The following is a 22,065-nucleotide window of genomic DNA, read 5'->3' as shown; positions in this document are numbered from 1 at the left end:
GCGACGGCCGGTTCGGAATTTCCTGGCTCACCGTACCCACGCTGGTGATCGGCAGTACCGACGACCGCCTGCTGGGCTTCGCGGCCTCCGAACGCCTGGTGCGCAGATTCCCGAACTCGGCGGGTCTGGTGCGGGTCCCGGGAGGTCACTGTGCCCCGCTGGAATATCCCGAGATCGTCACCGCCGAACTGCGGAAGCTGATCGACATCCGCGTTCCGACGGCCGCCGCCTGACCGGATCCCCCCTCCGGCCCGAAACCGACTGTGGCCGAACAACTTTTCCATGTACACGACTCGACGATGAGGCATGCCGATGACGACTCCTGCCGGCCGCGAGGTCCGCGATGCGGCGCACCGCACCCGTATCGGCGCCCGCCGACCGAGGGCATGCCGGTGACCCGGTTCGCCGCGGCGCCCGCGGAACCCTCCGTGGTGCGGATACTGCGCGCCAACTTCTCCGGCACGGCCGTCTCGTCGCTGCGTACCCTGGGGCGCTTCGTGGAGCTGGCCGGGCGGGCGGGCGGCGGCGCGGTCGCCGATATCGTGCGAATGCGGCTGAGCTGGCCGGAGACGGTGCGGCAGAGTTGGTTCTTCGTCACCGCCACCGCGATCCCCGCCGTCCTGATGGCGATCCCGTTCGGGGTGATCGTGTCGGTGCAGGTGGGCAATCTGATCCATCAGCTCGGCGCGGATTCGCTGCTCGGCGCCACCGGCGGTCTCGGGGTGATCAAACAGGGGGCGCCCACGGCCACAGGGTTGCTGCTCGGCGGTGCGGCGGCCTCGGCCATCGCGGCCGATCTCGGCGCACGCACGATACGCGACGAGATCGACGCGCTGCGGGTCATGGGTGTCGACCCGGTCCACCGTCTGGTGATTCCGCGGCTGGTGGCCATGGTGCTGGTGGCTCCGCTGGTCAACATCCTGATCATGTTCGTGGGCATTTTCGCCGGCTACCTGGTCGCGGTGGCGGCGCAGGGCGTGACCTCCGGCAGCTACTGGCTGACCTTCGGATCGTTCACCGTCGTCGCGGATGTGGTTGTGTCGCTGGCCAAATCGGTGTTGTTCGGACTGATCGTGGTGATCGTGGCGTGCCAGCGCGGGCTGGAGGCCAAGGGCGGCCCGCGCGGTGTGGCCGACGGTGTGAACGCCGCGGTGGTGCTCTCGGTCCTGGGGATCGTGCTGGCCGATGTGGCGCTCACTCAGCTGACCGCCATGTTCCTGCCGGTGAGGTTGGCCTGATGGTGGCGACCGAATATGCCCCGAAGGGCCTGCGCTGGTTCTTCCGCCTGATCCGGTCGCGCGAGCGGGTCTGGATCCTGCTGGAGGAATGGGGCTTCGTGCTCGGGTTCGTCTGGCAGGTCTTCCGATCCGTTCCGTTGACGGTGCGCCACTACGGATCGCAGACCATGCGCGTGATCACCGATATGACGTGGGGACGCAATTCGGTGATCGTCGGTGGCGGCACCGTGCCGATGCTCGCGGTGCTCGGGATCGCCATGGGGGTGGGGGTCGGCATCGAATCCTTCGCCACGCTCGACATGTTGGGGATGGGCCCGCTGACCGGGATCGTCTCCTCCTTCGCGAACACCCGCGAACTCGCGCCGATCGCGGCGGGCATCGGCTTCGCCGCGCAGGCCGGATGCCGCATGACCGCGGAGATCGGGTCCATGCGGATCTCCGAGGAGATCGACGCCATCGAATCGCTCGGGCTGCGGTCGATTCCCCTGGTGGTGACCACCCGGGTGATCGCCGGCGCCGTGGCGATCGTGCCGACCTTCCTGGTCGCGCTGATCCTCGCCTACTTCTCGTGCCGGATGGTGGTGGTGACGTTGCACGGCCAGGCGCCCGGCGTCTACGACCACTATTTCTTCCAGTTCGTCTCCGGCTGGGATGTGATCGCGGCGGTGCTCAAGGTGGTCGTGTTCACCACCGCGATCATCCTGATCCATTGCTACCAGGGCTTTTTCGCGGCGGGAGGTCCCGAGGGAGTGGGCATCGCCTCGGGGCGGGCCGTGCGGGCGAGTTTCGTCGCCATCATCGCCTTGGACATGGTGCTGTCGCTCGCGCTGTGGGGGCTGCACTCGTCGATCGAATTCACGGGATGAGGGGTTGTGCCGAGATACGGAATGCCCGGTGTGGCAATGGATTCGCGAAGCTCGCGCCGCACGGGCGCCGCGGCCGCGGTGGTTGTCGCGCTCGCGCTGGTGGTGTGGTGCGGCTGTCGCGGCCTGCGCACCGACGACACCCTGCGCGTGCAGGTGATCGCCGCGCAAGTGGGTGACGGCATCGTGACCGGGTCCGACGTGCGGCTCGACGGCCTGAAGGTGGGCTCGGTCGAGGACATCGCCGGCGCCGGTCCGGATCGGCTCCGAATGACACTGGCGCTGAACAACTCCCGGCTGCGCGGCGTCACCGACACGGTGTCGCTACGGGCCGCGCCCGGCAACCTGTTCGGCATCGGTGAACTCGATCTGCGGCGAGGCACGGGAGGCCGCGCGCTGCGCTCGGGCACCGTACTCGAACTGACCGGCGCCGCGGCCGACCGGATGACCGATGTCACCATGGGTGCGCTGCTGCGGCAACTGAGTCTGACCACCACCCAGGTGCTGACGCCGCAACTGGCCGACACGCTGCGGCAGGTGAGTACCGATCTGAAGGCGTTCACGCCGATTGTCCAAGCCATGGTGACCACCGCGCGCGATATCGCCGACACCCAGCGTTACGCCCCGTCGTATCTGCTCCGCCAGTACGGCGCGATCCTGAGCGGCCTGCCTCCCTTCCTCACCGGCACGATCCAGCTTCTGTACAACCTCAACCACATCGAGGCGCTGCGCACCGACCGCGCGGTCTTCGACAAGACCATCGCCGCCATCACCGACGACCTGTTCCCGGGCGTCTCGCGCACCAGTGCGACCGCACAGCAGTATCTGGGCGTCTACGCCGGATTCCTGACTCCGCTGTTGACGGCTCTGGGACATACGGTCTCGACGCCGGAGCAGTCCAGCGCGCAGGTGCACGAACTGCTGACCCGGCTCGAGGCGGCCATGCCGGACGGACCGGCGGGACCGGTGCTGAATCTGACCCTCACCCTCAGCGCGACTCCCGTGCTGTCGTCGATTCTGCTGGGCCCGGCCGGAGCGGGGGGCCGATGAGAAGCGTCGCCTCGATCGCCTGGCGCATGGTCGCCTTCGCGCTCGCCATGGCCGGGCTGCTGGCGGTCGTCGTGCAGGCGATCCAACGCCCCGTCGCCGACGCCGATGTCACGTATACGGCCGTGTTCACCGACGCCAACGGGCTCAAAACCGGTGACGACGTACGCATGTTCGGCGTCGCGGTCGGCAAGGTGGAGTCGATCTCGCTGGACCGTGACTACCGCGCGCGGGTGCGCTTCACCGTTCAGCCCCGGCATCCGGTGTATCTCACGAGCACCGTCGCCATTCGGTTCCAGACACTCATCGGGCAGCGCTATATCGATGTGCGGCAACCGAATTCGCCGGGTGCGGCGCAACCGCCGGGCGTGGACATCCCCACCGCGCGCACCCTCGGATCCTTCGACATCACCGCGCTGTTCAACGGTTTGCAGCCGGTCCTCGCCGAGCTGTCACCGGCCGCGGTGAATCACTTCGCCGAAACGATTCTCGCGGTGCTCGACGGCGGCGGGAGCGGATTGGGGCCCGCCCTGGACTCCATCGAGCGGGTGTCCTCGTATGTGAAAGACCGGCAATCGGTGCTGGCGGTGCTGGTCGCCAATCTGCGGCAGGTCGCCGATCGCATCGACGGCCGGGCGCAGAACGCGATCGTGCTGCTCGACGGCATCGATCACGTATTCGGCGCGCTGGAACAGAAATTGGATGGGCTGGTCGATTTCGTCGTCACCGCGCCGTCGGTGCTGACCCCGATCGACAGTCTCGCCGCCACCCTCGGGCTGACGCCCGGCGACAATCCCGATCTGGCACAGGCAGTGCACACCGCCTTCCCCGACCCGCACGCCGCCGCCGACGTCCTCGCCCGGCTCCCCGGCTTACTGCAATCACTCGATGCCGTCGTTCCCCGTACCGGTCAGGAGGTGAACCGAACATGTTCACACGGCAACGCCGACGTCCCCGGCGCACTGGCGATTCTGCTGAACGGCACGCGGATCTCGGTGTGCAAACGATGAGGCGGCACCGCGCCCGCGCGCTCCTGCGGGCCGCATTCGCCTCCGGTGACAGCCGTCGGCGGGAGGTCCGGCTCGGCCTGCTCGGGCTGGCGCTGGTGGTGGTGCTGCCGGCCGCGGCGGTGGTGACCTACGAACTCCCGCTGGGCAAGCACACCTATCACGCCGACCTGCCGGAAGCCGGCGCACTCACCGTCGGCGACAGTGTGCGCGTGGCGGGTATCCCGGTCGGAACGGTCCGCGGGCTGGAATTGCTCGCCGATCGGGTCCGGTTGAATTTCACCGTCGACGAGAACGTGTTCGTCGGCGACGCCACCACTCTCGACGTCCGTATGCTGACCGCCATCGGCGGCCACTACCTGGCAGTCCTGCCGGCGGGCCGGAAACCGCTGGGGGACACCGTGATTCCGGCGGACCGAGTGCGCCTGCCCTACAGCCTCATGCAGGTGTTCCAGGATGCCGCCCGCCCGATCGGCGATATCGACGGGGGCACCCTGCGCAAGAACTTCGCCGCGCTCGCCTCGGCGGTGCCGAACAGCCCGGACGCCGTGCGGCGGCTGGGACAGGCGGTGGACTCGCTGGTGGACATCATGAACAGCCAACGCGAGGACATCTCGCAGGCGTTGAAGGTCGCCGACGAGTACCTCACCGCGATGGACCGGAACAAGGAGCAGGCATTCCACCTGATCTCGTCGCTGCGCCGCGTCGAAGACACCGTCTTCGCCAAGAATCACGAGATCATCGCCGGTCTGACCATCACCGACCGATTGCTGGCACGCCTGACCGCCCTGCGCCCGATCTGGGACAGCTCGCTGAAACCGCTGGTGGACGAGATCGCGGGCATCGTGCCGGAGCTGCGCCGGTTCGGCGCCGACACCGGTGCATCGCTGGCGGCGGTCCAACGGACGCTGGAACGGCTCAACGAATTGGTCACTCCGCAGGGCACCGTCGCGGTCGACCGGTCCGCGCAGGTCGTCGACGGCGGCCCGATCTGTGTTCCGATGCCGGGAGCGGGGTGCTGAGATGAAGCGACTACTCGCCGGACGCGGATTCATGTCCGTTGCTCTTGTGCTCCTGCCGGCAGCCGTCGTCGTCGCGGGCTACTTCCTCGTGGTCGCGCCGGTCGAGAAGACGCGGGCGTACTGTGCGACGATGCCCGACGCCATCGGGCTCTACGTGGGCAGTCACGTGACGGTGCGCGGCATCCCGGTCGGCACGGTGACCGCGCTGACGCCTGGGCCGAGCAGCGTGCGGGTCGATTTCCGGATGGCGGCGGACCATCCGCCGCGCGGTGATGTCGCGGCCACGACCCTTTCCGACAGTCTCGTGGCGGATCGCGATCTGGCGATTCTGTTCGACGGGAACGCGCCGACGACCTGGGATCCGCACCGGTGCATCACGCGCACGCTGACCCCCAAGAGCATCACCGAAACCCTCGATGCAGTCTCCAGAGTTGCCGGGGAGCTCGACGGAAAGGGCGATCCCGCAGCGGCGACACAGATCCACGACGGCGTGGCGGCCCTGCGCGCGGCGACCGCCGGCACGGGCCCCGCACTCAACACGCTGATCACCGAACTCGGTGCGGCGCTGCGTTCTCCGGACGCCGCGACCCGCCACCTCGGCGATCTGATCGACGCGATCTCCGCGCTGTCGCAGACTCTGGCCGTCGACTGGGACGACGTCAAGGCCGCGATCGGGCGGCTCGGCCCCGGTTTCGAGTTCATCGACAACTCGATCATGGGCCTGGCCATTCCGATCATCGACCGCGTCGGGCAGCTGCTCGTCTGGGCCAACAGCATCGTTCGTCCCCTCGGCGGACCCGTTCTCGACGGGCTCGAGGCGGCGGTGCCCTCCCTGCGGATGCTCGCCGCCGGCGTCGGATCCCTGAAGGAGATCATCACCATGATTCCGCCGATCGTCTCCGCCTTCGGCCGGGCCGCCGACCCTGGTCCGAATGAGGCGGCGTTGACCTATTCCGCGCCGAAAGTGGCTCTGCCACCCGCGGATTCCGCGCGGGTGTGTGCCGCGCTGAACGCGCTGACCCCGGGCGGTTGTCCCGACTCCGGCGACCACCCGGCGACGATCGGCCTCGCGCAGCTCGTCTCGGCGGCGATGGGGGCGCGATGAACCTGCCCCGCCCGCCGCGCCCAGTGCGCGCCTGCCGGATCCGCTGGGTGTGGCGAATCGTCCCGCTCACGCTGGCCGCGGCGCTGTCGGCGGGCTGTGGTCTCGATCCCGGCTCGGTGCCGGTGCCCGGAACGGGGGTGTCCGGGGACACCTACCACGTGCACATCCAGTTCGCGAACGCGCTGAACCTGCCCGCGCGGGCCAAGGTGATGTCGGGAGGCGTGCGCGTCGGCAGCCTGACCGCGGTCCGGGTGACGAATCCGGGCGTCGACACGCCGGGTATGGCCGTCGCCGACGTGGAGATTCAGCGGTCCGTGCGGCTGTCCTCCGCGACGACGGCGCAGCTGCGCCAGAACACTCTTCTCGGTGACATCTACATCGAATTGTCCACTCCCGCAGGCGTTTCCGGCCACGCTGTCCGGGACGACGGCGTAATCCCGCTCGCGCAGAGCAAGCCCGCACTGCAGGTGGAGGACATCCTCTCCGGGGTGGCGACGTTCACCGGCTCCGGTGCGGTGGGCCAATTCCAGGACATCGTCGCCCAGGTCAACGCCGCCATGCCGAGTGATCCGGCCGAAACCTCCCGCATCGCCGGTGTGGTGGGCGTCGATCTCACCGACGTCGCCGCGAACCTCGATTCGCTCAGCAGTCTGGGCGACGGCATTCGGGCCGATATCCAGGCCATGCAGGACAACGCGGCGCGGCTGACCGACCTGCTGACCCCGGAATCGGCCACGCAGGTCACCGCCGCCTCCGCCTCGGTGGTCCAGCTACTGGGTGTGATCGGCGGGCTGGGCGGTATCGCCCACAGCATCGAATGGCTGGCGCCGCTGGCCGCCTCCGGTGACGTCGCGGCCCAAGCATTCGTACCCCTGGTCTTCAGCAGCCGGCCCTTCGATCTGCACGCACCCTCGAATCTGAACCGATTGGTAGCGCTGTTGCGGGACACGATCATTCCCTTCTTCGAACACGGGCCGAAGGTGAACGTCACCGGCATCGACCGCGCGGATGCTCCCGCGCTGCCCGCCGACCAGCAGGTGGGCCGAATACTCGACACACTGCGCATGATCGGAATGGTGCGATGAAACGCGAAACGGCGGCCTCGCTCGGCGCGATCGCGACCGTCCTGGTACTCGGTGCCGGCTATCTCGCCGTCGGTGTGGTCCGCGTCGACTGGCTGCGGGACTACCTGCGGGTCAGCATGGCGCTGCCGAATTCCGCCGGGCTGCTGGAGAAGTCGCCGGTGCTGTATCGAGGGGTGCGGGTCGGCGATGTGACGGCGGTGCGCCCGGCCGATCGGGGCGTCGTGGTGGATCTGCGTATCGAACACGACTACCGCGTTCCCGCCTCGAGTTCGGTGGTGATCGAACAACTGTCGGCGATGGGCGAACCGTATCTCGAATTCCGGCCCGACGCCGCGGCCGGTGCGCCGTACCTGGCCGACGGACAGCGCGTGGACGCGAAGCAGATCCGCACACCGGTCTCGATCCCGGACATGGCCGATGCGGTGACCCGCCTCCTGCAGCAGTTCGATCCCCAGGCCCTGAGCGAGCTGATCGACACCCTGTCCCAGGGATTGGCGGGCACCGACCGGATCATTCCCGAACTCGGCCGGTCCACCGGACTACTGGCGGCGACACTGCTGTCGCGCTCGGGCGAGATGCGCACCCTGCTCGACCAACTGCAGCGCATCGCCGCCGACAGCGAGTGGATCGGCCCGGCGGTCGCCGCGAGCGGACCGTACTGGGGACTGTTCGGCGGCAAGGTCAGCGAGGTGGTCGGCGTCGTCGAGAACGTGATGATCCGCAATCACGAGGGCGGCACCATGCCCGAGGACTATGTGCACGGTGACGGCATCCTGCCCTTCCTGAATCGGCTCGTCGATTTTCTGCACGAGTCCGGCCCGCAGCTGCAGCAGCTGGCGCCGGCGCTGCGGCCACTCGCCGAATCCGCCACCGCCGCCGCGGGGCGAATCGACCTGAGCACCCTCATATCCCAAGCCCTGCACGCAACCACCGCCGACGGTGCGCTGCACCTGCGGATCGCCGTCAAATAGCACCCCGAGGAGACACCCATGGCAGCAGCGGTCGACGAGAAGGCCACCACCGACGCGACCGAGGCGCCCGCCGCGGCCGCCGGGCCCGAGCCGGGCGCCGTCCCCCGGACCGTGGGGGTGCGAGTGTCGACGTTGATCGTCGCCGCGGGCGGCGCCCTGCTGGTCGCGGCCTTGATCACGGTCGGAGTGCTGTGGGCGTTCGCGCGCGGCGAACTCGCCGATCGCGACGCCGCGGCCGCCGACGGGCATCACGCCGAACAGGCGGCCACCGATTACGCGGTGGGCGCGTCCACCATCGACTACCGGAATTTCGATGCCTGGCTGGGCAAGCTGAAGGCCGGCACCACACCCGAGCTGGCGGCGAAATTCGACGCCACCGCACCCAAACTGCGTGACCTGCTCACGCCGTTGCGATGGACCTCGACGGCCACACCCGTCGCCGCCACGGTCATGTCGGACAGCGGCGGCGTCTACGTCGTCAACGTCTTTCTCACCGTCGACTCGACGAGTGCCCAGACACCCGAAGGCGGCACGACCACCGTGACCTACAAGGTCACGGTGAACAAGAACGCGGACTGGAAGATCACCGACGTGGGCGGCGACGGCACCCCGGTGGGCAGAACCGCCAAGTGACCGCTCGTCAGCGTTGTTTGCGCTGGCGCTCCCGGAGGACGTGGGAACGCAGCCGCGAGAAGCCCTTGACGCGCACGCTGCGCAGGTGGCGCAGTGAGTACTCCTTGTCCTCGGCCAGTGCCGCGGCCGCGCCGTCGTCCACGAGCACCGTTCCGGGACGAGCGACACCGGTCAGCCGGGCGGCGGTGTTGACGACGGTGCCGTAGAGGTCGCCGAAGCGGGTGAGCACCGGGCCGTAGGCCAGGCCGACCCGGATCTGCGGCATCTCCGAAATCCGCTGTGCCGCACGGGCGATCGCCACGTGCAGGTCCAGCGCGATGCGGGCGCCCCGGTGCGGCTCGTCGACGGCGAACATCACTTCGTCGCCCACGTTCTTGATCACCCAGCCGCCGTGCGCGGTGATCGCCTCGGTGGTGGCGGTTTCGAACGCTTCCAGCAGATCGGTCAGCTCGTCGGGGTCGAGGTGGCGCGAGAGCCGGGTGTAACCGGCCATATCGGCGAATCCGACGAGCAATTGCCGTGCGGCACCGTCCGATTCGAGGGATCGGGTCAGCGCCGCGGCCAGATGCCGCCGCCACGCGTACTGCTGCAGGTCGGTGAGCACCTCGATGGCGTGGGCGGTGGCCTCGGCATCGGTGCCTGCGCCGAGTTCGCGGGTAATCAGGTCGGCCTGCCATTCGGCCAGTCGTGCCATCGACTGCCCGACGGTGCGGGCCGCGGCAATCTGGTTCTGCTCGTTGACGTTCGACGCCGGACCCAGCGCGCAGAAGGTGCGTACCGCCGCGACATCGGCGTCGGTGAACGCCGTCTCGTCCTCGCTCGCCGCGGCCGGGAAGCCCAAGGCGATCCACAGCTTGCGGGCGGTCTCGACCGAGACCCCGGACAGCTCGGCCACCTGAGCTCGGGTGTAGCGGCGGGGACCACCGAGAAGAGTTGTTTCGACCACCGCGTCGACCACGTCGGTCGACTCACCAGACTCGCTCACCCGGCAAGTACAGCACATCGCGGCACGGATGCCACCGCCGTCATCGGGGCGGATTCGACCGGAATTTCTTGTTTGAGCCTCCGAGTCGCGGATACCCAGGGCGGCATGGTTCATACGGAAGCTGCGGAGACGATCATGAGCACCGATACCACTGCTGCCTCGACCCGTTCCGCCACCGCCGGCGACGACGGTGGCCGCAATTCCTATGACGGGATCGAAGATTCCTTCCGTGCGCTGGCCGAACTCGAGGCCACCGACCCGCGCCGGGCCCGGCTGCGGGAGCAGATCATCGCCGACTGCATGCCGCTGGCCGCCCACATCGCCCGCCGGTACGAGGGCCGCGGCCAGTCGCGGGAGGATCTGCAGCAGGTCGCGAACCTCGCGCTGGTGCTGTCGGTGGACCGTTTCGACGTGTCCCGGGGCGCACCGTTCCTGGGCTTCGCGGTGCCGACGATCATGGGGGAGGTGCGGCGGTATTTCCGCGACAGCGGGTGGGCGGTGAAGGTGCCGCGCCGCATGAAGGAGTTGCGCGCCCGCATCTCCCAGCACAGCCTGGTGCTGTCCCAGCAACTCGGTCGCGAGCCCAGCAGCCATGAACTCGCCCGCGCCCTCGACGTCCCGGTCGAGGATGTCGTGCAGGCGACCGTGGCGGCCAACAGCTACCTGTGCGATTCGCTCGACGAAACCCAGTCCGCCGAGAGCGACAGCCCCACGCCGCTGGGTGCCCGGCTGGCGGTCGACGAACCGCGCTACGAGTTCACCGAGGACGCGATCACGGTGAAACCGCTGATCGAGGCCCTGCCCGAACAGGAACGCAAGATCTTGATCCAGCGCTTCTACGAGAGCAGGACCCAGTCCGAGATCGCCGCGCTGCACGGCATCTCGCAGATGCAGGTCTCGCGGATCCTCAGCCGGGTGCTCTCGGGGCTGCGCGAGCAGGCTCTCGCCGAACCCGCGCGGACTCGCCATCTGCGCGCGGTGGCGTGACCTCCTACGCGAAGTTCGCCGTGATCCACTCGGCCGCGGCCGTGGTCCAGGTGACGCCCGTGCCCGGCATGTCGTGTGCCGGGTACAGCACGTGCTGACCGTCGGGATACGGGGTGAGATAGCCGATCACGCCGTTGACGGCGGTGGCGAAGCGTTGCAGGTTGGCGACCGGATTCGACATCAGGAACTGCAGCAGCTGCGCGAAGATGAGATAGCTCGCGTTGCCGAAGCGGGCACCCTCGACGAACGAGAACGGTGAGATTCCCACGTCGATGATGCGCAGCGGCGAGTCGGCCGGGGAGGCGGTGATGATGTCGCCCGGGTTCGCGTACTCCCGTGTCGCGACCGCCGCGGGCCAGGTGCCGCGCTGGCCGTGCAGGCCGAATGTCGTGGGCGGGCACAGGTTGTTCACCGAATCGCCCGCCTTGCGCAGCGGGTTGGCGATGAAGACGGCGAAAGCGATCTCGAGCGGGCTGCCGTCGGTGTTGGTGTACTCGCCCCGGGCCACCCCCTCGAGTATCCGGCTCGCACAGATGCCTCCGAGCGAATAGCTCAGCAGCGCACAGACGTTCGGCGATTGCTGGATCGCCTCGACGCCCGCGGCGATGCCCAGGCGGACCGAGGTGTCCAGCGACGGCCCCCACAGATTCGGATCCGGGCCGACGGAGGCGGGCCAGTCGGGCTCGAAGAAGCTGAAGCTGTCGGTCGAGAGCAGATCGGTGACCGCGGCCAGCATCCCCGCGGGGCTGCCGTCCGCGTTCCGGGGCTCTCCGGTTCCTCGCAACGTGATGATGTCGATCATCGGGTTCTCCTTGCCCGCGACGAACTTCGACGGATCTTCCACGGTCGGCCCCGAACCGAGTACGGTCGGGAGTTGTGAAAAGAAGGCGGATGGCGTGGTGGTCGCTCACCGCGGCCGCGGCTGTGATCGTCGCGGGCTGCGGATCGGACCAGCCGGCGCCGGACACTCCGAATACGAGCGCGGCCCCGGCCCTGCACGTGGGTTCGGTACCTTCGAACGATGGTACTCCGCCCACCCGGGATGCGAATGCCGTTGCGCCACAATGCCGGACATCCGATCTCGCGGCCGCGCTGGGGCCCTCGAACGCCGCCGCCGGAACTGTCGCATTCCCGATCGTGTTCACCAACAACGGCTCCGGTTCGTGCGTCCTGGAGGGCTTCCCGGGTGTCTCCTATGCCACCGGCCCCGACAGCTCGCCCGTCGGCGCCCCGGCCGCCCGCGACGGGAGCCCGTCCGGTCCGGTTCAGCTGGCACCCGGCGGCCAGGCGTCGGCGCTGGTGCTCGCGGTCGACGTGCACAACATCCCGGCCGACCAGTGCGGGCCCGTCGACGTGCCGGGACTGCGAATCTACCCGCCCGACAACACCGCATCGCTGTATCTGGACCGGGCGGCGACGGCGTGCGGTAACGGACAAATGACTACGCACCAGTTGCGAGTCCGCGCCCTCGTCCCGGGCGCCGAGGGACGGTAATTCGATCTTCGGCGGGTTTCGTTGGGGGACCGTCGATTACGACGCGGTCACGAGAACCGCACTATCGATGACGAGACAGGCGTAGCCTCGGACAATGAGATAGCCACCCACTCGAAACCCGGTCCTGCCGAGGACCGGTCGACTCTTGGAGGGGAATATGGTCGATTCCCTTTTCGCCGACGTGTCCGAGTTCCAAGTGCCGGTCGACGACTCGTATCCGTATCAGCTGTTCTCGTTCCGTTCCAACGACGGGACCTATCAGGACCACAACTTCTATTCGAACTATTCGTGGGCGGCCCGGGCCGCCGATTCCGGACGCATCGCCTGCTTCATCGTCTACTTCTACTGGCGGCCGAACTGGCTCGATACCGTCGACACCCACCGCAGCATGGTCGGTCAGGCGGGTGGTCCGCATCCGAAGATGATCACGATGATCGACGTGGAATCGGGCGGCAATCCCGGCGGGGACCAATCGGACGGCATCAACCGCGCCTACTGGCGGCTGGCCGATTGGCTCGGGTCGACCCGGCGGGTCATCGGCTACGCCAACCGCCCGGATTTCGACAGTATGTGGCCGGTGCGCCCGGACGGCCTGAACATGATCGGCGCCGGTTACGGCAGCAATCCGAACCTGCCCGGCCAGATCGCGCATCAGTACACCGACGGCCAGGGCTACGGCGGCGGCCTGCCCGAGGGCGCCTCGCCTTTCGGCAACTGCGATATGAACTCCGCCGACGGTTTCTCACCGGAGGATTTCGCCAACCAGGTCGGGGTCGGTTCGGTAGCCACGGACCCGGTGACCGACATGTGGATTCAGTTCATGGGCATCGGCGGCAACGGCTGGCCGCAACTGGCCGGCCACACGCTCGTCGACGGTGTCGCCAGCGTGGGACAGACCCTGGGCCTGCCGGGCTTCGCGGCGCCGCCCGGGCCCACCCAGGTGCCCCTGCCGCGTGACTCCGACGGCCGCATCCGCGACGAGTGGATCCAGATGCGCGGCCTGCAGGGCACCGGCTGGCCGCAGCTGGGCGGCTGGTCCCTGGTCGACGCCATCGCGGCCATCGGGCAGAAACTCGATATCGCCGGCTTCCAGCCTCCCAACCCGTAGAGCCCTCAAACCCTGTAAACCCCAACCCTGTCAAGCCTCCGACGGAGTATTCGCATGCCGACAATCGCCAGCACGAACGGCCGCTTCTTCGTGATCACCGACTGCGTGCCCCAGGTCCGGGCGGCGGCGACGGCCGCCGCCGCGGGCGGCACCCTGGCCGCCCTCACCACCGCCACGGCCGCCGAGATCACGTTCCCGGAAGGGGCTTTCACCGACGTGGCAGCCTGCGCCACACCGCAAGACGGGCCGACGGCCTGGTTCGCCACCTTCAACGGCGGGGTCCCCGACGGCTGCGTCTATGCCATCGACCTCACGACCGGGAAGGTGTGCACCGACAACGCCAACCGAGCCGCGGCATGGACCCGATTCGTCCTCGCCGCCCCGGCATGAGCCGGCGATGGCGACGCACTGGGGGACGCCGCTCACCGGGTTCGCCGGAAGTACGGCGAGGCAATTCGGCGTAGGTGGCACCGACCTCGGAATACCTTACGACCGAGAGCATTTCGCGCCCGGCCGGTCGGGTTTCGTCTTCGGTGACACGTTCACCGGTGACAGTCAGGGGTCGGGCACGTGGCTCGGCTCGCCCGTGCTGCTGTTCAGCTCCGACCTCCCGGACGCCACCACCACCTTCTCCGCGACCCCCGGTGGCGGGCCGGCGCGACAGGCCCTCACCTACCCGCACAATGCCGACAACGGCTACGGGTTCGAGGTCAGCCGCATTCCCAACGACGCGTTCGTCGATCCGAACGGGCGAACGTGGCTGACCTACACCAGTGTTCACGACTGGAGCGTCCCCGACGATCGCTACGGTGCGCTGTTCTGCGGGCTCGCCTACTCCGACGACGACGGTGCCACCTGGACCGACTACGCGGCCGTCTGGCCCAACGACGGCGGCGACGGCTACGGCGGGTGGAGTCCGTTCATGATGCAGTCCTTCGCCGGCATCGGGAACAACAACGGCGACGGCTATCTCTACATCGTCTCGAAGGAGTGGGGGCGCGGCCACAATCGCAACGGCCCGATCCTGATGCGCGTGCCGTGGCAGCGGATCGCCGTCCGCGCCGACTACGAATACTGGGGCTACGACGGTTCGGCCTGGCGGTGGGGCAATCCCACCCCGACGCCGTTGTTCGGCGGGATGGGGCCGATCGGCGAGGTGAGTGTGAAGAACATCGCCGGGACGTGGGTGATGTCCTACTTCGACGTCGCCGGCGCCTGCATCGCCACCCGCACCGCACCGGCCATCGATCGTGTCTGGACGGCGCCGAAGCGGCAGATCGTCGCCTCGGCACCGTGGTGGCAGTTCTGGGTCCGCACCTTCCCGCAGCTCTACGGCGGCTTCATCCACCCCCGATCGCGCTCAGCCACGGACATCACACTCTATGTCTCCCAATGGAATACGACCACGAACAGCCCGTACTGGGTGATGCAGTTCGACGGCATCACGCCGTAGCCGCCGGGTCAGCGCAGCGACGACCAGGGTGCCGCCGCGCGCTTCTCGGCCCACCGATGCGGATCGCATTCGAGCTCGCGTCGATCCCATTGACCCGAATCGGCTGCGGCCGCGTATGTTTCGTGCAGAAACGCGGCCACCAGAGCGGGTGGATCATCGGCCGTCCGCACCGTTTCGTACGGAAGAACGAATTCCCCCAGCGCGGCGTCGTAGGCCGCTCCCGGAACCTGCAGTTGCCGCTCGCGGTAACCCTCCGGTTCGGGGTAGGCGTAGGCGTAGAACGCGCCTTCCTCTCCGCCGCCGGGCCAGAATCCGCAACTGCTGAGTTCGTGGGAATAGCCCTCCACCATGACCCAATCGGCACAGTGCGGCGCACCGCCGCCGTGTTCCGGCGCGCTTCGCCCCGAGAACCGGGTGTAGGCCAGATCGATTGCGCCCCAGAAGAAATGCACCGGACTGGACTTGCCGATATAGCCGGACCGGAACTCGTTGAGCGCGCGATTCGCGTGCACGAGTTGCCGCCAGAACGCTCGCGCGGACTCCGGATCGTAGGAGGCGTGCCGGGTGTCCTCGGCGAAGGGGATGGACGGATCGACCTCGTTGGGCCGCCCCTGAATTCGCGTCCGCAACCCCAGCTCGTCGAGCGCCCGCATCGTTTCGGCGTAGAACTGCGCCACCGACTTGGGCTCGAGTGCCACACTGCGCATATCGCCGGTGTTGGCGCGGATCACCAACCGATCCGCGAGAAAGTCGAATTCGATATCGAACAGCCGATCACCGTAAGGAATTGCCGGCGTCATCAGCCCGCGCGGACTCACGAAAAGCGTCACCTGCCACCAATGATTCAACAGCGGCGCATGCGCGAGCCGGACCTTCCCCACCACCTGCATCCACATGTGCAGCGTCTCCCGCGTATCCGCCCACTCCGCGACCCGCAACCGCGGCCACACGGTGGAATTCGTCTCCGGCATATCGGTGGTCCCTTCGTTGTCGATGTCGATGCGAGTCACGGATTGCGGGGAGATTCCGCCTTCACCGCAGGAAGGGTCCGTAGCGCCCAGTCACGAAACGACGTCCACTCGACCTCGGGCGTCGCGCGATGCAGAGCCTCGATGTCGACGCGGTAGCCGCCGGCGTCGAGGAATGCCCACATGGCGTGCATATCCGGATTGCCGATGGCGTCGAGCGACGTCTGCCGATGCACGACGGGCCGGTCCAGCGCGTCACCGATGGCGGCGGCCATATCGGCGGGTGTGGGGGCGTCGCCGGCCAGTTCGACGCGCTCGCCGAGATAGCGGTCCGGCTCGCGCAGGACATGAGCGACGAACTGCCCGAGATCTTCTCGCGCGAGCTGCTGTAGCGGGCGATCGGAAGGTATGGGTAATTCCAGCACACCGTCGAGCAGCTCCCGGCGGCCACCGAGCGCGTTGTCGAAGAAATATGTCGGTGCGACGACGGTCGCCGGCAGACCACTGGCCGTGAGTTCTTGCTCGATCACCGCTTTGCTCTCGAAATGCGGAATCATCGTGTTCTGATCCGCCGACGCCACGGAACTGAACACCAGATGCGGCACCCCGGCATCGCCGGCCGCCCCGATGATCGCCCGCCCCTGCCGGACCTCCGCATCGGCACCCGCCTCGAACGGTGTGGTCAGTGCGAACACGCCCGCGACATTCGCCATCGCCGCCGCCAGCGCGGCCCGATCGTCCAGCGACCCGCCCACGAGTTCCGCGCCGCGCTCACCGAGCCGCTGCGCCCCACGCCCCTGCGGATCGCGCACCATCGCGCGCACCGCCACCCCGCGCGAGAGCAATGTGTCGGCAACAGCGCCGCCTTGTCCCCCCGTAGCTCCGAGTACCAGTACTGGAGGATGTGTCACAGCACTCCAATCCGATCAAGTGGTCAGAAGTACCGCCAGGCTACGTCAGCGCAACCGAGAGTGGTGATCGTTCGCCGGTCCACGGGGCGAAGAAGCCGCGCCTTCGGGTGGCGGGCGCCGGGCCGAGGTTTCGCTGTTGTTCGCCCGTGTCGGGGACGCGGTCTCCCGTGCGGTCGGGGAGTATGCCCCGAGGCGGCCACGCTCGGATACGAGTTCGCGATACCGTCGGGATGTGACGCGTACCCAGTGGACCATCCTCGGCGAGACCTTGGTCGACGAAAACCGGCACATACGGCTGTCGACGGTCGACGTGGAGCTGCCGGACGGCGTGACGTTCACTCAGTACGTCGCCCGCATGCCGAGATGTGCGATGACAGTAGTGCTGAACGACAGCCACGAACTCCTGCTCATGTACCGGCACCGATTCATCATCGATCGATGGGTGTGGGAATTGCCCGGAGGGTATGTCGACGGAGCCGAAGACGTCGCGGCCGCGGCGGCTCGCGAAGTGGAGGAGGAAACCGGGTGGCGGCCGAAGTCGATGCGGCATCTGGTTACCTACCAGCCCGCGATCGGCACCCTCGACCACCCGCAGGAGGTGTACCTGTCCCAAGGTGCCGAACTGACCGACACCGTACCGGACGTCAACGAGGCGGAGAACATTCGTTGGGTTCCGTTGGATGAGGCCGCGACGATGATCGAGCGTGGCGAAATCGTCGGCGCCGCAACAGTAATCGGTGTTTACCGCGCGCTCAGTACGGTCGGGTAGTAAGAATCTGCACCTCGTGCTGGAAGTCGGCAACTTCTGGAAGGCCCTTGTGCCGATCGAGCCGGCGGCGCAGCTCACGCAGGTACGCGTAGCTGCGTTGCGAGGAGATCGCGGACACGAGTTCGACTGCCTCGCGACCGACGCGCACCGCCTCGAGTGGATCCTCGGCTGTTCGAGCAGACGCCAGCAGGGTCAGGTTGAAGGCACGCCCTCGCTGGTAGCCGGACGACATCTGGAGAGACTGTTCGGCGAAGCGAGCGGCACGGGCGTCGTCGCCTAGTTCGCGAAAACAATGTGCCGTCTTGGCTGACATGTATGCGGCGTCGAAATACGACAGCCATTCCGGGCAACCTGTTCGGTCGACCTTCTCGAACGATCGCTCTGCTGCGCTCAACGACGCGGCACACGAGGAGTTGTCCTGCCGAGCTGCGTGACCGTGCGCCTCGGCCAAGTGACATTCCGACTCCAAGGCAGCGGAACTTGTGGCTCGGGCCGTCATGCGGGCCGCGCGAGCCAGGTCGATGGCGTCGCCCGGGCGACCCACGTAGGTCGCCTGGTGGCTCATGGCTGCCAATATCTCAGCGCCCAGACCGCGATCGTTCGCCGCTCGGGCGAGTCGGAGAGCCTGAATCAGGTAGCGCTGTGCGAGACCGTGCTCCTCTTGGTCGTAAGCCGCCCATCCGGCGATTTTCGTCAATTCGGCAGCCGCCGAGAACAGTGGTCGCCCAATGGTTTCGGCGTAGCTCCCGCGCAGCAATGGAGCTACCGAACTGTGGAGATAGTGCACGATCGTCGACCGCACCCTGCCCCCTCCGGCTCGATTGTCGAGGTCCCGGAATGTTCTCGTCATGGCGAGAACGCCTTCGACATCGACACTTCCCACTCTACGGCGACCGGCAGAGACGGGATGGTCGGGTCCGGGCATCGTCAACCAGCGCATCGATGCCGCGGGATAGACAGCTACGGCGTATGAAGCGTCGAGGAGGTACCGGCGTCGCTCGATGTCAGCGCGCCACAGCGTTGTTACGGATCCCAACGCCTCGGACAAACTCAGCGAGAATTCCAAACCGAGGTCGCCGGAACCGGAACTTGCGGACATACCGCAGTCCGCGGGCACAATTCGTCGACCCAGGATCTCCGAGAATGCAGCCGCAATCAGTTGAGGTGCAGGGGGATTCGGCTGTTCACCGCTCAACCATCGCCCGACCGATGTGTGATCGTATGAGAGGTCGAGGCCGACAGCTCTTCCCGCATCGTTGATTCGCCTTGCGAGGCCGCCTCGGCTGATCGCCCCTTCGTTCAGGAGCTCCGTGAGTTCGAGGTTGGGTTGTTTGGGCTTACGTCCCATGATCGGAGTGTGGCACGCGTAATCAACGCTTTCCAACAACATTCGGCAATCACACACCCCCTGCGCACACGTCCACCCCCGCTGCATTCCGCGTGCATCCTGTGACGACATCTGCCCGGCTCGCGCGTGTTCCGGCCGCTGCCTCATTTCGTGTGTTCTCGGTTCATGGATGCGATTCGATGGCCGATGCGATGGTGGGACTGCCGATGAAGCCGAAAATGAACAGATCGGATTCTGTGGTGCTGTCGCTGCTGGCACCCGGTGGTCTGTTGACCACCGGGCAAATTCGCCGGGATGCGGCATTGGCGGGGTGGCGTGTACGCGTCGCGCTTACTCGCCTGTCAACGTGCGGATTCGTTGTTTTCAGCAGTTCACGGGCGCGGTGGCAGATCAGCGAACGCGGTCGCCGGGCGCTGGAGGAAAGGCAGTCATGACCGGATGGGCTTTGTGCGGCTTCGTCGTTTGCATTGGCCTACCGCTGGTCGTTCTGATTGCCACGTTGGTTGTCCCGCAGCGCATTCCGAAGGACCGCAAGGTCGACGCCATTCGCCGGCGGATCGAGAACGAGGATCGATGACTTCGCAAGGCGAGGCGATGGACGATGAAATTTCCGCACGTGCAATGGGTTACGTCTGTGTGGACCTCGTGAAAACCGCGCACCGGTTCGATCTGCCGATGCGGGCAGTCGCCCGACGGCTCGGCTATGTCTACATCGGGCTGACCAAGAGCAGAAGCCTGATCGTGCCGGAGGCCCTGCTCGATCACCTGTCGGCCCATCGGATCGAGCTGCTGATCGTGCCCGACCTCGGACATCTCCGTGAGCGGGTTCCGCCGGAACTGGCGGATATCACCGACATTCACGACCTGTCCGGTCGGTCCACGTACGAGCGGGGCGGTGGTTATGCGCCGGACTGTGGTGCGGTGAATCCCCTTGCGCCGGACCCGCCGGCAGGCCCGGCAGGGGCGGTGGCGAAACAAGATCCCTTTACGCACTCTGCGGACTGACCGCGGCCACACTCGCCCACGGACTCGGGCTCTCGGGAATCGCTGCGCCGCAACGGATGTGAGCGGCCGCGACCACTGGTCGGTCAGCGGGGAGTTCGGCGATCACGACACGAATCCGCCGTCGGCGTGCACCACAGTTCCGGTGACGGTGGCGGATTCGGGGGTGCACAGCCAGGCGATGGTGGCGGCGACCTCGTCCGGTTCGAGGATGCGGTCGAGGAGTTGGTGGGAGGCGAAGTCGTCGACGGTGTCGAGGTGGTAGAGGCGGGCGGTTTCGGTGAGCAGGGCGGTGCGGGTGGATCCGGGGGAGACGGCGGTGGCGGTGATGCCGGTGCCGCGCAGGTCGTGGGCGAGTCCTTTGATCAGGCCGACGACGGCGTGTTTGGCCGCGTTGTAACCGGAGAGATGCCACATGCCGTGGTGGGCGGCCGCGGAGGCGAGGGCGATGAATCGGCCGGTGCGGGGTTCGGGTCGGGCGAGCATGGCGGGGACGGCGACCCGCGCGAGGTTGGCGGTGCCGTGGACGCCGATGTCGAACATCGGCGCCCAGTCGGCGTGGGTGGTTTCCCAGAGCGGGTGGCCGCCGGTCATCACGGCCGCGGCGGCGACGGCCGCGTCGAGCCGGCCGAACCGGTCCATCGCGAGTTCCACTGCGCGGCCGAGGCTTTCGATGTCGCGAACATCCGCTTCGACGTCGACGACCGTCCCCGCGTGCGCGGCGGCCACCGCGGCGAGCTGATCACGGGTGCCGAGCGGATAACCGAGTGCGGGGTCGTCGCGGCAGATGTCGACGGCCACGACGCGCCAGCCCGCGGCGGCGAGCCGGTGCACCGTGGCGGCGCCGATGCCCCGGGCGGCACCGGTGACGACGGCGACCGAGGCGGGGGCCACTTACATGCCCCGGGTGAAGCCGTCGGGAACGATGACGTCCTCGGGGGACAGGTCGTGGATGGAGGAGTGGCCGAGTCCGTACAACGCCGAGTCGATGCCCTGGCGGATGACTTCGAGGACGTTGTGGACGCCGCGGTCCCCGGCGGCGGCCATGCCCCACAGGTACGGCCGGCCGATCATGACCGCGTTCGCGCCGAGCGCGAGCGCTTTCACGACGTCGCTGCCGCGGCGCACACCGCCGTCGAGCAGGATTTCGACCTGTCCGCCGACGGCTTGGACGACGCTGGGCAGCATGCGGATCGCGGCGGGGGTGGTGTCGAGGTTGTTGCCGCCGTGGTTGGACACGGAGAGGGCGGTGGCGCCGATGTCGACGGCGCGCTTGGCGTCGTCGGGTCGGCCGATGCCCTTGATGAGGAACGGCCCGTCCCATTGCTGCCGCAGCCAGGCCAGGTCGTCCCAGGTGACCGGTGGGGTGCCCATCCATTCGCCGTAGGCGCCGAAGAAGGTCGGGCCCTGCTGCCCGCGCGGGACCAGATTGGGGGTGGTGAGGTCGGGGAGTTTTCCGGTGCGGGCGAAGCGCCACAGCCAGCCGGGTTTGGTGACGACCTGGGGTGCGAAGCGTACGGCGGTCTTCAGATCGACGCGTTCGGGGAGCGCGGGGCTGCCCCAGTCGCGGGCGGTGGCGAAGACCCAGTCGAGGGTGACGATGATGCCCTTGGCGCCGGCTTCGCGGGCGCGGTCGAGGCGGGCGACCATGTCGTCTTTGCTTCCGAGCCAATAGATTTGGAAGAAGGTCTTGTCGTTGGCGGCGATGACCTCCTCGATCGGCTTGGATCCGAACGACGACAGCCCGAAGGCGGTGCCCGACATCGCGGCCCCGCGCGCGACGCCCACCTCACCGGCGGGGTCGACCGCCTGGACGCCGGTGGGGGAGCAGATCACCGGCATCGAGATGTCTTGTCCGAGAACGGTGGTGGCGAGGTCGCGGGTGGCGGGCAGGTCGGCGATGTGGGGGCGCAGGCCGAGTTCGGTGAAGGCGGCGGCGTTGTCGTCGAGGGTGGCGCCGGCTTCGGAACCGGCCAGCAGGGCCAGGTAGACGGCCTTGGGGACGCGCTTCTTCGCCCGGCGCTGGGCCTCGGCGACCGATTCGAACCAGTCACGGGTGCTTGCCATGA

26 protein-coding genes and 1 pseudogene are annotated in these 22,065 nt (G+C 67.8%); 20 read left to right on the top strand and 7 right to left on the bottom strand.

What is annotated here, in order from left to right:
- The 10 genes from ON23_RS23825 to ON23_RS23780 form a co-directional block, all read left to right on the top strand.
- A partial coding sequence (locus tag ON23_RS23825) for an alpha/beta fold hydrolase (RefSeq protein WP_039780900.1) occupies positions 1 to 233 on the top strand: 233 nt, incomplete at its 5' end.
- A 153-nt stretch (positions 234 to 386) separates the two neighbouring features.
- Complete coding sequence (locus tag ON23_RS23820; RefSeq protein ID WP_039780898.1) at positions 387 to 1,238, top strand: ABC transporter permease; 852 nt, start codon at positions 387 to 389, stop codon at positions 1,236 to 1,238.
- Positions 1,238 to 2,104 carry an ABC transporter permease gene (locus tag ON23_RS23815; protein WP_039780897.1) on the top strand — a complete coding sequence of 289 codons (867 nt, stop codon included), beginning with the start codon at positions 1,238 to 1,240 and terminating at the stop codon, positions 2,102 to 2,104. The genes ON23_RS23820 and ON23_RS23815 overlap by 1 nt, the downstream gene beginning before the upstream one ends.
- A 36-nt stretch (positions 2,105 to 2,140) precedes the next feature.
- Entirely contained in the window at positions 2,141 to 3,151 is a 1,011-nt protein-coding gene (locus tag ON23_RS23810) for an MlaD family protein (RefSeq protein WP_143860303.1), read from the top strand.
- Positions 3,148 to 4,158 carry an MlaD family protein gene (locus tag ON23_RS23805; protein WP_039780895.1) on the top strand — a complete coding sequence of 337 codons (1,011 nt, stop codon included), beginning with the start codon at positions 3,148 to 3,150 and terminating at the stop codon, positions 4,156 to 4,158. Before ON23_RS23810 ends, ON23_RS23805 begins: the two co-directional genes overlap by 4 nt.
- Positions 4,155 to 5,177 carry an MlaD family protein gene (locus ON23_RS23800; RefSeq protein ID WP_051043222.1) on the top strand — a complete coding sequence of 341 codons (1,023 nt, stop codon included), beginning with the start codon at positions 4,155 to 4,157 and terminating at the stop codon, positions 5,175 to 5,177. The genes ON23_RS23805 and ON23_RS23800 overlap by 4 nt, the downstream gene beginning before the upstream one ends.
- A 1-nt stretch (position 5,178) precedes the next feature.
- Entirely contained in the window at positions 5,179 to 6,282 is a 1,104-nt protein-coding gene (locus ON23_RS23795; protein WP_039780894.1) for an MlaD family protein, read from the top strand.
- A complete protein-coding gene (locus tag ON23_RS23790; protein WP_051043219.1) occupies positions 6,279 to 7,367 on the top strand; it encodes an MlaD family protein in 1,089 nt (362 codons plus the stop codon). Before ON23_RS23795 ends, ON23_RS23790 begins: the two co-directional genes overlap by 4 nt.
- Complete coding sequence (locus tag ON23_RS23785) at positions 7,364 to 8,338, top strand: MlaD family protein (RefSeq protein ID WP_039780893.1); 975 nt, start codon at positions 7,364 to 7,366, stop codon at positions 8,336 to 8,338. Before ON23_RS23790 ends, ON23_RS23785 begins: the two co-directional genes overlap by 4 nt.
- A gap of 18 nt (positions 8,339 to 8,356) precedes the next feature.
- Positions 8,357 to 8,971, top strand: coding sequence for a hypothetical protein (locus tag ON23_RS23780; RefSeq protein ID WP_039780892.1), 615 nt, complete (start codon positions 8,357 to 8,359; stop codon positions 8,969 to 8,971).
- A 7-nt stretch (positions 8,972 to 8,978) separates the two neighbouring features.
- On the opposite strand, the gene ON23_RS23775 is transcribed toward ON23_RS23780, so the two are convergent.
- A complete protein-coding gene (locus ON23_RS23775; RefSeq protein WP_039780891.1) occupies positions 8,979 to 9,956 on the bottom strand; it encodes an adenylate/guanylate cyclase domain-containing protein in 978 nt (325 codons plus the stop codon).
- Between the two features lie 135 nt (positions 9,957 to 10,091).
- Here ON23_RS23775 and ON23_RS23770 point away from each other — a divergent pair, with 135 nt between their 5' ends.
- On the top strand, positions 10,092 to 10,943 hold the full coding sequence (locus ON23_RS23770; protein ID WP_039780910.1) for a SigB/SigF/SigG family RNA polymerase sigma factor: 852 nt from the start codon (positions 10,092 to 10,094) through the stop codon (positions 10,941 to 10,943).
- A 4-nt stretch (positions 10,944 to 10,947) separates the two neighbouring features.
- Here ON23_RS23770 and ON23_RS23765 read toward each other — a convergent pair whose 3' ends face one another.
- Positions 10,948 to 11,745 (bottom strand): hypothetical protein, encoded by a 798-nt coding sequence (locus ON23_RS23765; RefSeq protein ID WP_039780909.1) that lies wholly within the window; start codon positions 11,743 to 11,745, stop codon positions 10,948 to 10,950.
- A gap of 89 nt (positions 11,746 to 11,834) precedes the next feature.
- Here ON23_RS23765 and ON23_RS23760 point away from each other — a divergent pair, with 89 nt between their 5' ends.
- The 5 genes and pseudogenes from ON23_RS23760 (at position 11,835) to ON23_RS23745 (ending at position 14,998) form a co-directional block, all read left to right on the top strand.
- On the top strand, positions 11,835 to 12,437 hold the full coding sequence (locus ON23_RS23760; RefSeq protein ID WP_039780890.1) for a DUF4232 domain-containing protein: 603 nt from the start codon (positions 11,835 to 11,837) through the stop codon (positions 12,435 to 12,437).
- A 157-nt stretch (positions 12,438 to 12,594) separates the two neighbouring features.
- Positions 12,595 to 13,326: pseudogene (locus ON23_RS39405) on the top strand (hypothetical protein); the annotation flags it as partial.
- Positions 13,324 to 13,545: a hypothetical protein gene (locus ON23_RS40060; protein WP_500684455.1), complete on the top strand. Its 222-nt coding sequence runs from the start codon at positions 13,324 to 13,326 to the stop codon at positions 13,543 to 13,545. The pseudogene ON23_RS39405 and the gene ON23_RS40060, both read left to right, overlap by 3 nt.
- A gap of 54 nt (positions 13,546 to 13,599) precedes the next feature.
- Positions 13,600 to 13,935, top strand: coding sequence for a PQQ-binding-like beta-propeller repeat protein (locus ON23_RS23750; RefSeq protein WP_039780889.1), 336 nt, complete (start codon positions 13,600 to 13,602; stop codon positions 13,933 to 13,935).
- Positions 13,936 to 13,942: 7 nt separating this feature from the next.
- The gene (locus ON23_RS23745; RefSeq protein WP_039780888.1) at positions 13,943 to 14,998 is read left to right on the top strand and encodes a glycoside hydrolase family 183 protein; all 1,056 of its coding nucleotides are present in this window, start codon (positions 13,943 to 13,945) and stop codon (positions 14,996 to 14,998) included.
- An 8-nt stretch (positions 14,999 to 15,006) separates the two neighbouring features.
- Here the strand turns inward: ON23_RS23745 and ON23_RS23740 are convergent, their stop codons facing one another.
- Positions 15,007 to 15,969, bottom strand: coding sequence for a DUF5996 family protein (locus ON23_RS23740; protein ID WP_039780905.1), 963 nt, complete (start codon positions 15,967 to 15,969; stop codon positions 15,007 to 15,009).
- Between the two features lie 35 nt (positions 15,970 to 16,004).
- The gene (locus tag ON23_RS23735) at positions 16,005 to 16,877 is read right to left on the bottom strand and encodes an NmrA/HSCARG family protein (protein WP_039780887.1); all 873 of its coding nucleotides are present in this window, start codon (positions 16,875 to 16,877) and stop codon (positions 16,005 to 16,007) included.
- Between the two features lie 232 nt (positions 16,878 to 17,109).
- On the opposite strand from ON23_RS23735, the gene ON23_RS23730 reads away from it, so the two are divergent.
- A complete protein-coding gene (locus ON23_RS23730; RefSeq protein WP_039780886.1) occupies positions 17,110 to 17,646 on the top strand; it encodes an NUDIX domain-containing protein in 537 nt (178 codons plus the stop codon).
- On the opposite strand, the gene ON23_RS23725 is transcribed toward ON23_RS23730, so the two are convergent.
- Complete coding sequence (locus ON23_RS23725; RefSeq protein WP_039780903.1) at positions 17,630 to 18,994, bottom strand: NsdA family TPR-like regulatory protein; 1,365 nt, start codon at positions 18,992 to 18,994, stop codon at positions 17,630 to 17,632. The two genes, ON23_RS23730 and ON23_RS23725, sit on opposite strands and share 17 nt — an antisense overlap.
- Positions 18,995 to 19,173: 179 nt before the next feature.
- Here ON23_RS23725 and ON23_RS38055 point away from each other — a divergent pair, with 179 nt between their 5' ends.
- Genes ON23_RS38055 through ON23_RS23720 form a run of 3 tightly spaced genes read left to right on the top strand, consistent with a single transcriptional unit; the run spans position 19,174 to position 19,999 of the window.
- Positions 19,174 to 19,428, top strand: coding sequence for a hypothetical protein (locus tag ON23_RS38055; RefSeq protein ID WP_143860301.1), 255 nt, complete (start codon positions 19,174 to 19,176; stop codon positions 19,426 to 19,428).
- Entirely contained in the window at positions 19,425 to 19,571 is a 147-nt protein-coding gene (locus ON23_RS38050) for a hypothetical protein (RefSeq protein WP_157170275.1), read from the top strand. The genes ON23_RS38055 and ON23_RS38050 overlap by 4 nt, the downstream gene beginning before the upstream one ends.
- Positions 19,568 to 19,999: a hypothetical protein gene (locus ON23_RS23720; RefSeq protein WP_157170274.1), complete on the top strand. Its 432-nt coding sequence runs from the start codon at positions 19,568 to 19,570 to the stop codon at positions 19,997 to 19,999. Before ON23_RS38050 ends, ON23_RS23720 begins: the two co-directional genes overlap by 4 nt.
- A gap of 102 nt (positions 20,000 to 20,101) precedes the next feature.
- Here the strand turns inward: ON23_RS23720 and ON23_RS23715 are convergent, their stop codons facing one another.
- Positions 20,102 to 20,890, bottom strand: coding sequence for a mycofactocin-coupled SDR family oxidoreductase (locus ON23_RS23715; RefSeq protein WP_039780884.1), 789 nt, complete (start codon positions 20,888 to 20,890; stop codon positions 20,102 to 20,104).
- Positions 20,891 to 22,063: a pre-mycofactocin synthase MftD gene (gene mftD, locus ON23_RS23710; RefSeq protein WP_039780883.1), complete on the bottom strand. Its 1,173-nt coding sequence runs from the start codon at positions 22,061 to 22,063 to the stop codon at positions 20,891 to 20,893.
- Between the last annotated feature and the right edge of the window lie 2 nt (positions 22,064 to 22,065).

Source organism: Nocardia cerradoensis NBRC 101014, from assembly GCF_000308535.1.
GTDB classification, from domain to species: domain Bacteria; phylum Actinomycetota; class Actinomycetes; order Mycobacteriales; family Mycobacteriaceae; genus Nocardia; species Nocardia cerradoensis.
Note: the sequence above shows the minus strand (reverse complement) of the source record. Positions and strands in the feature narration are given on the sequence as shown.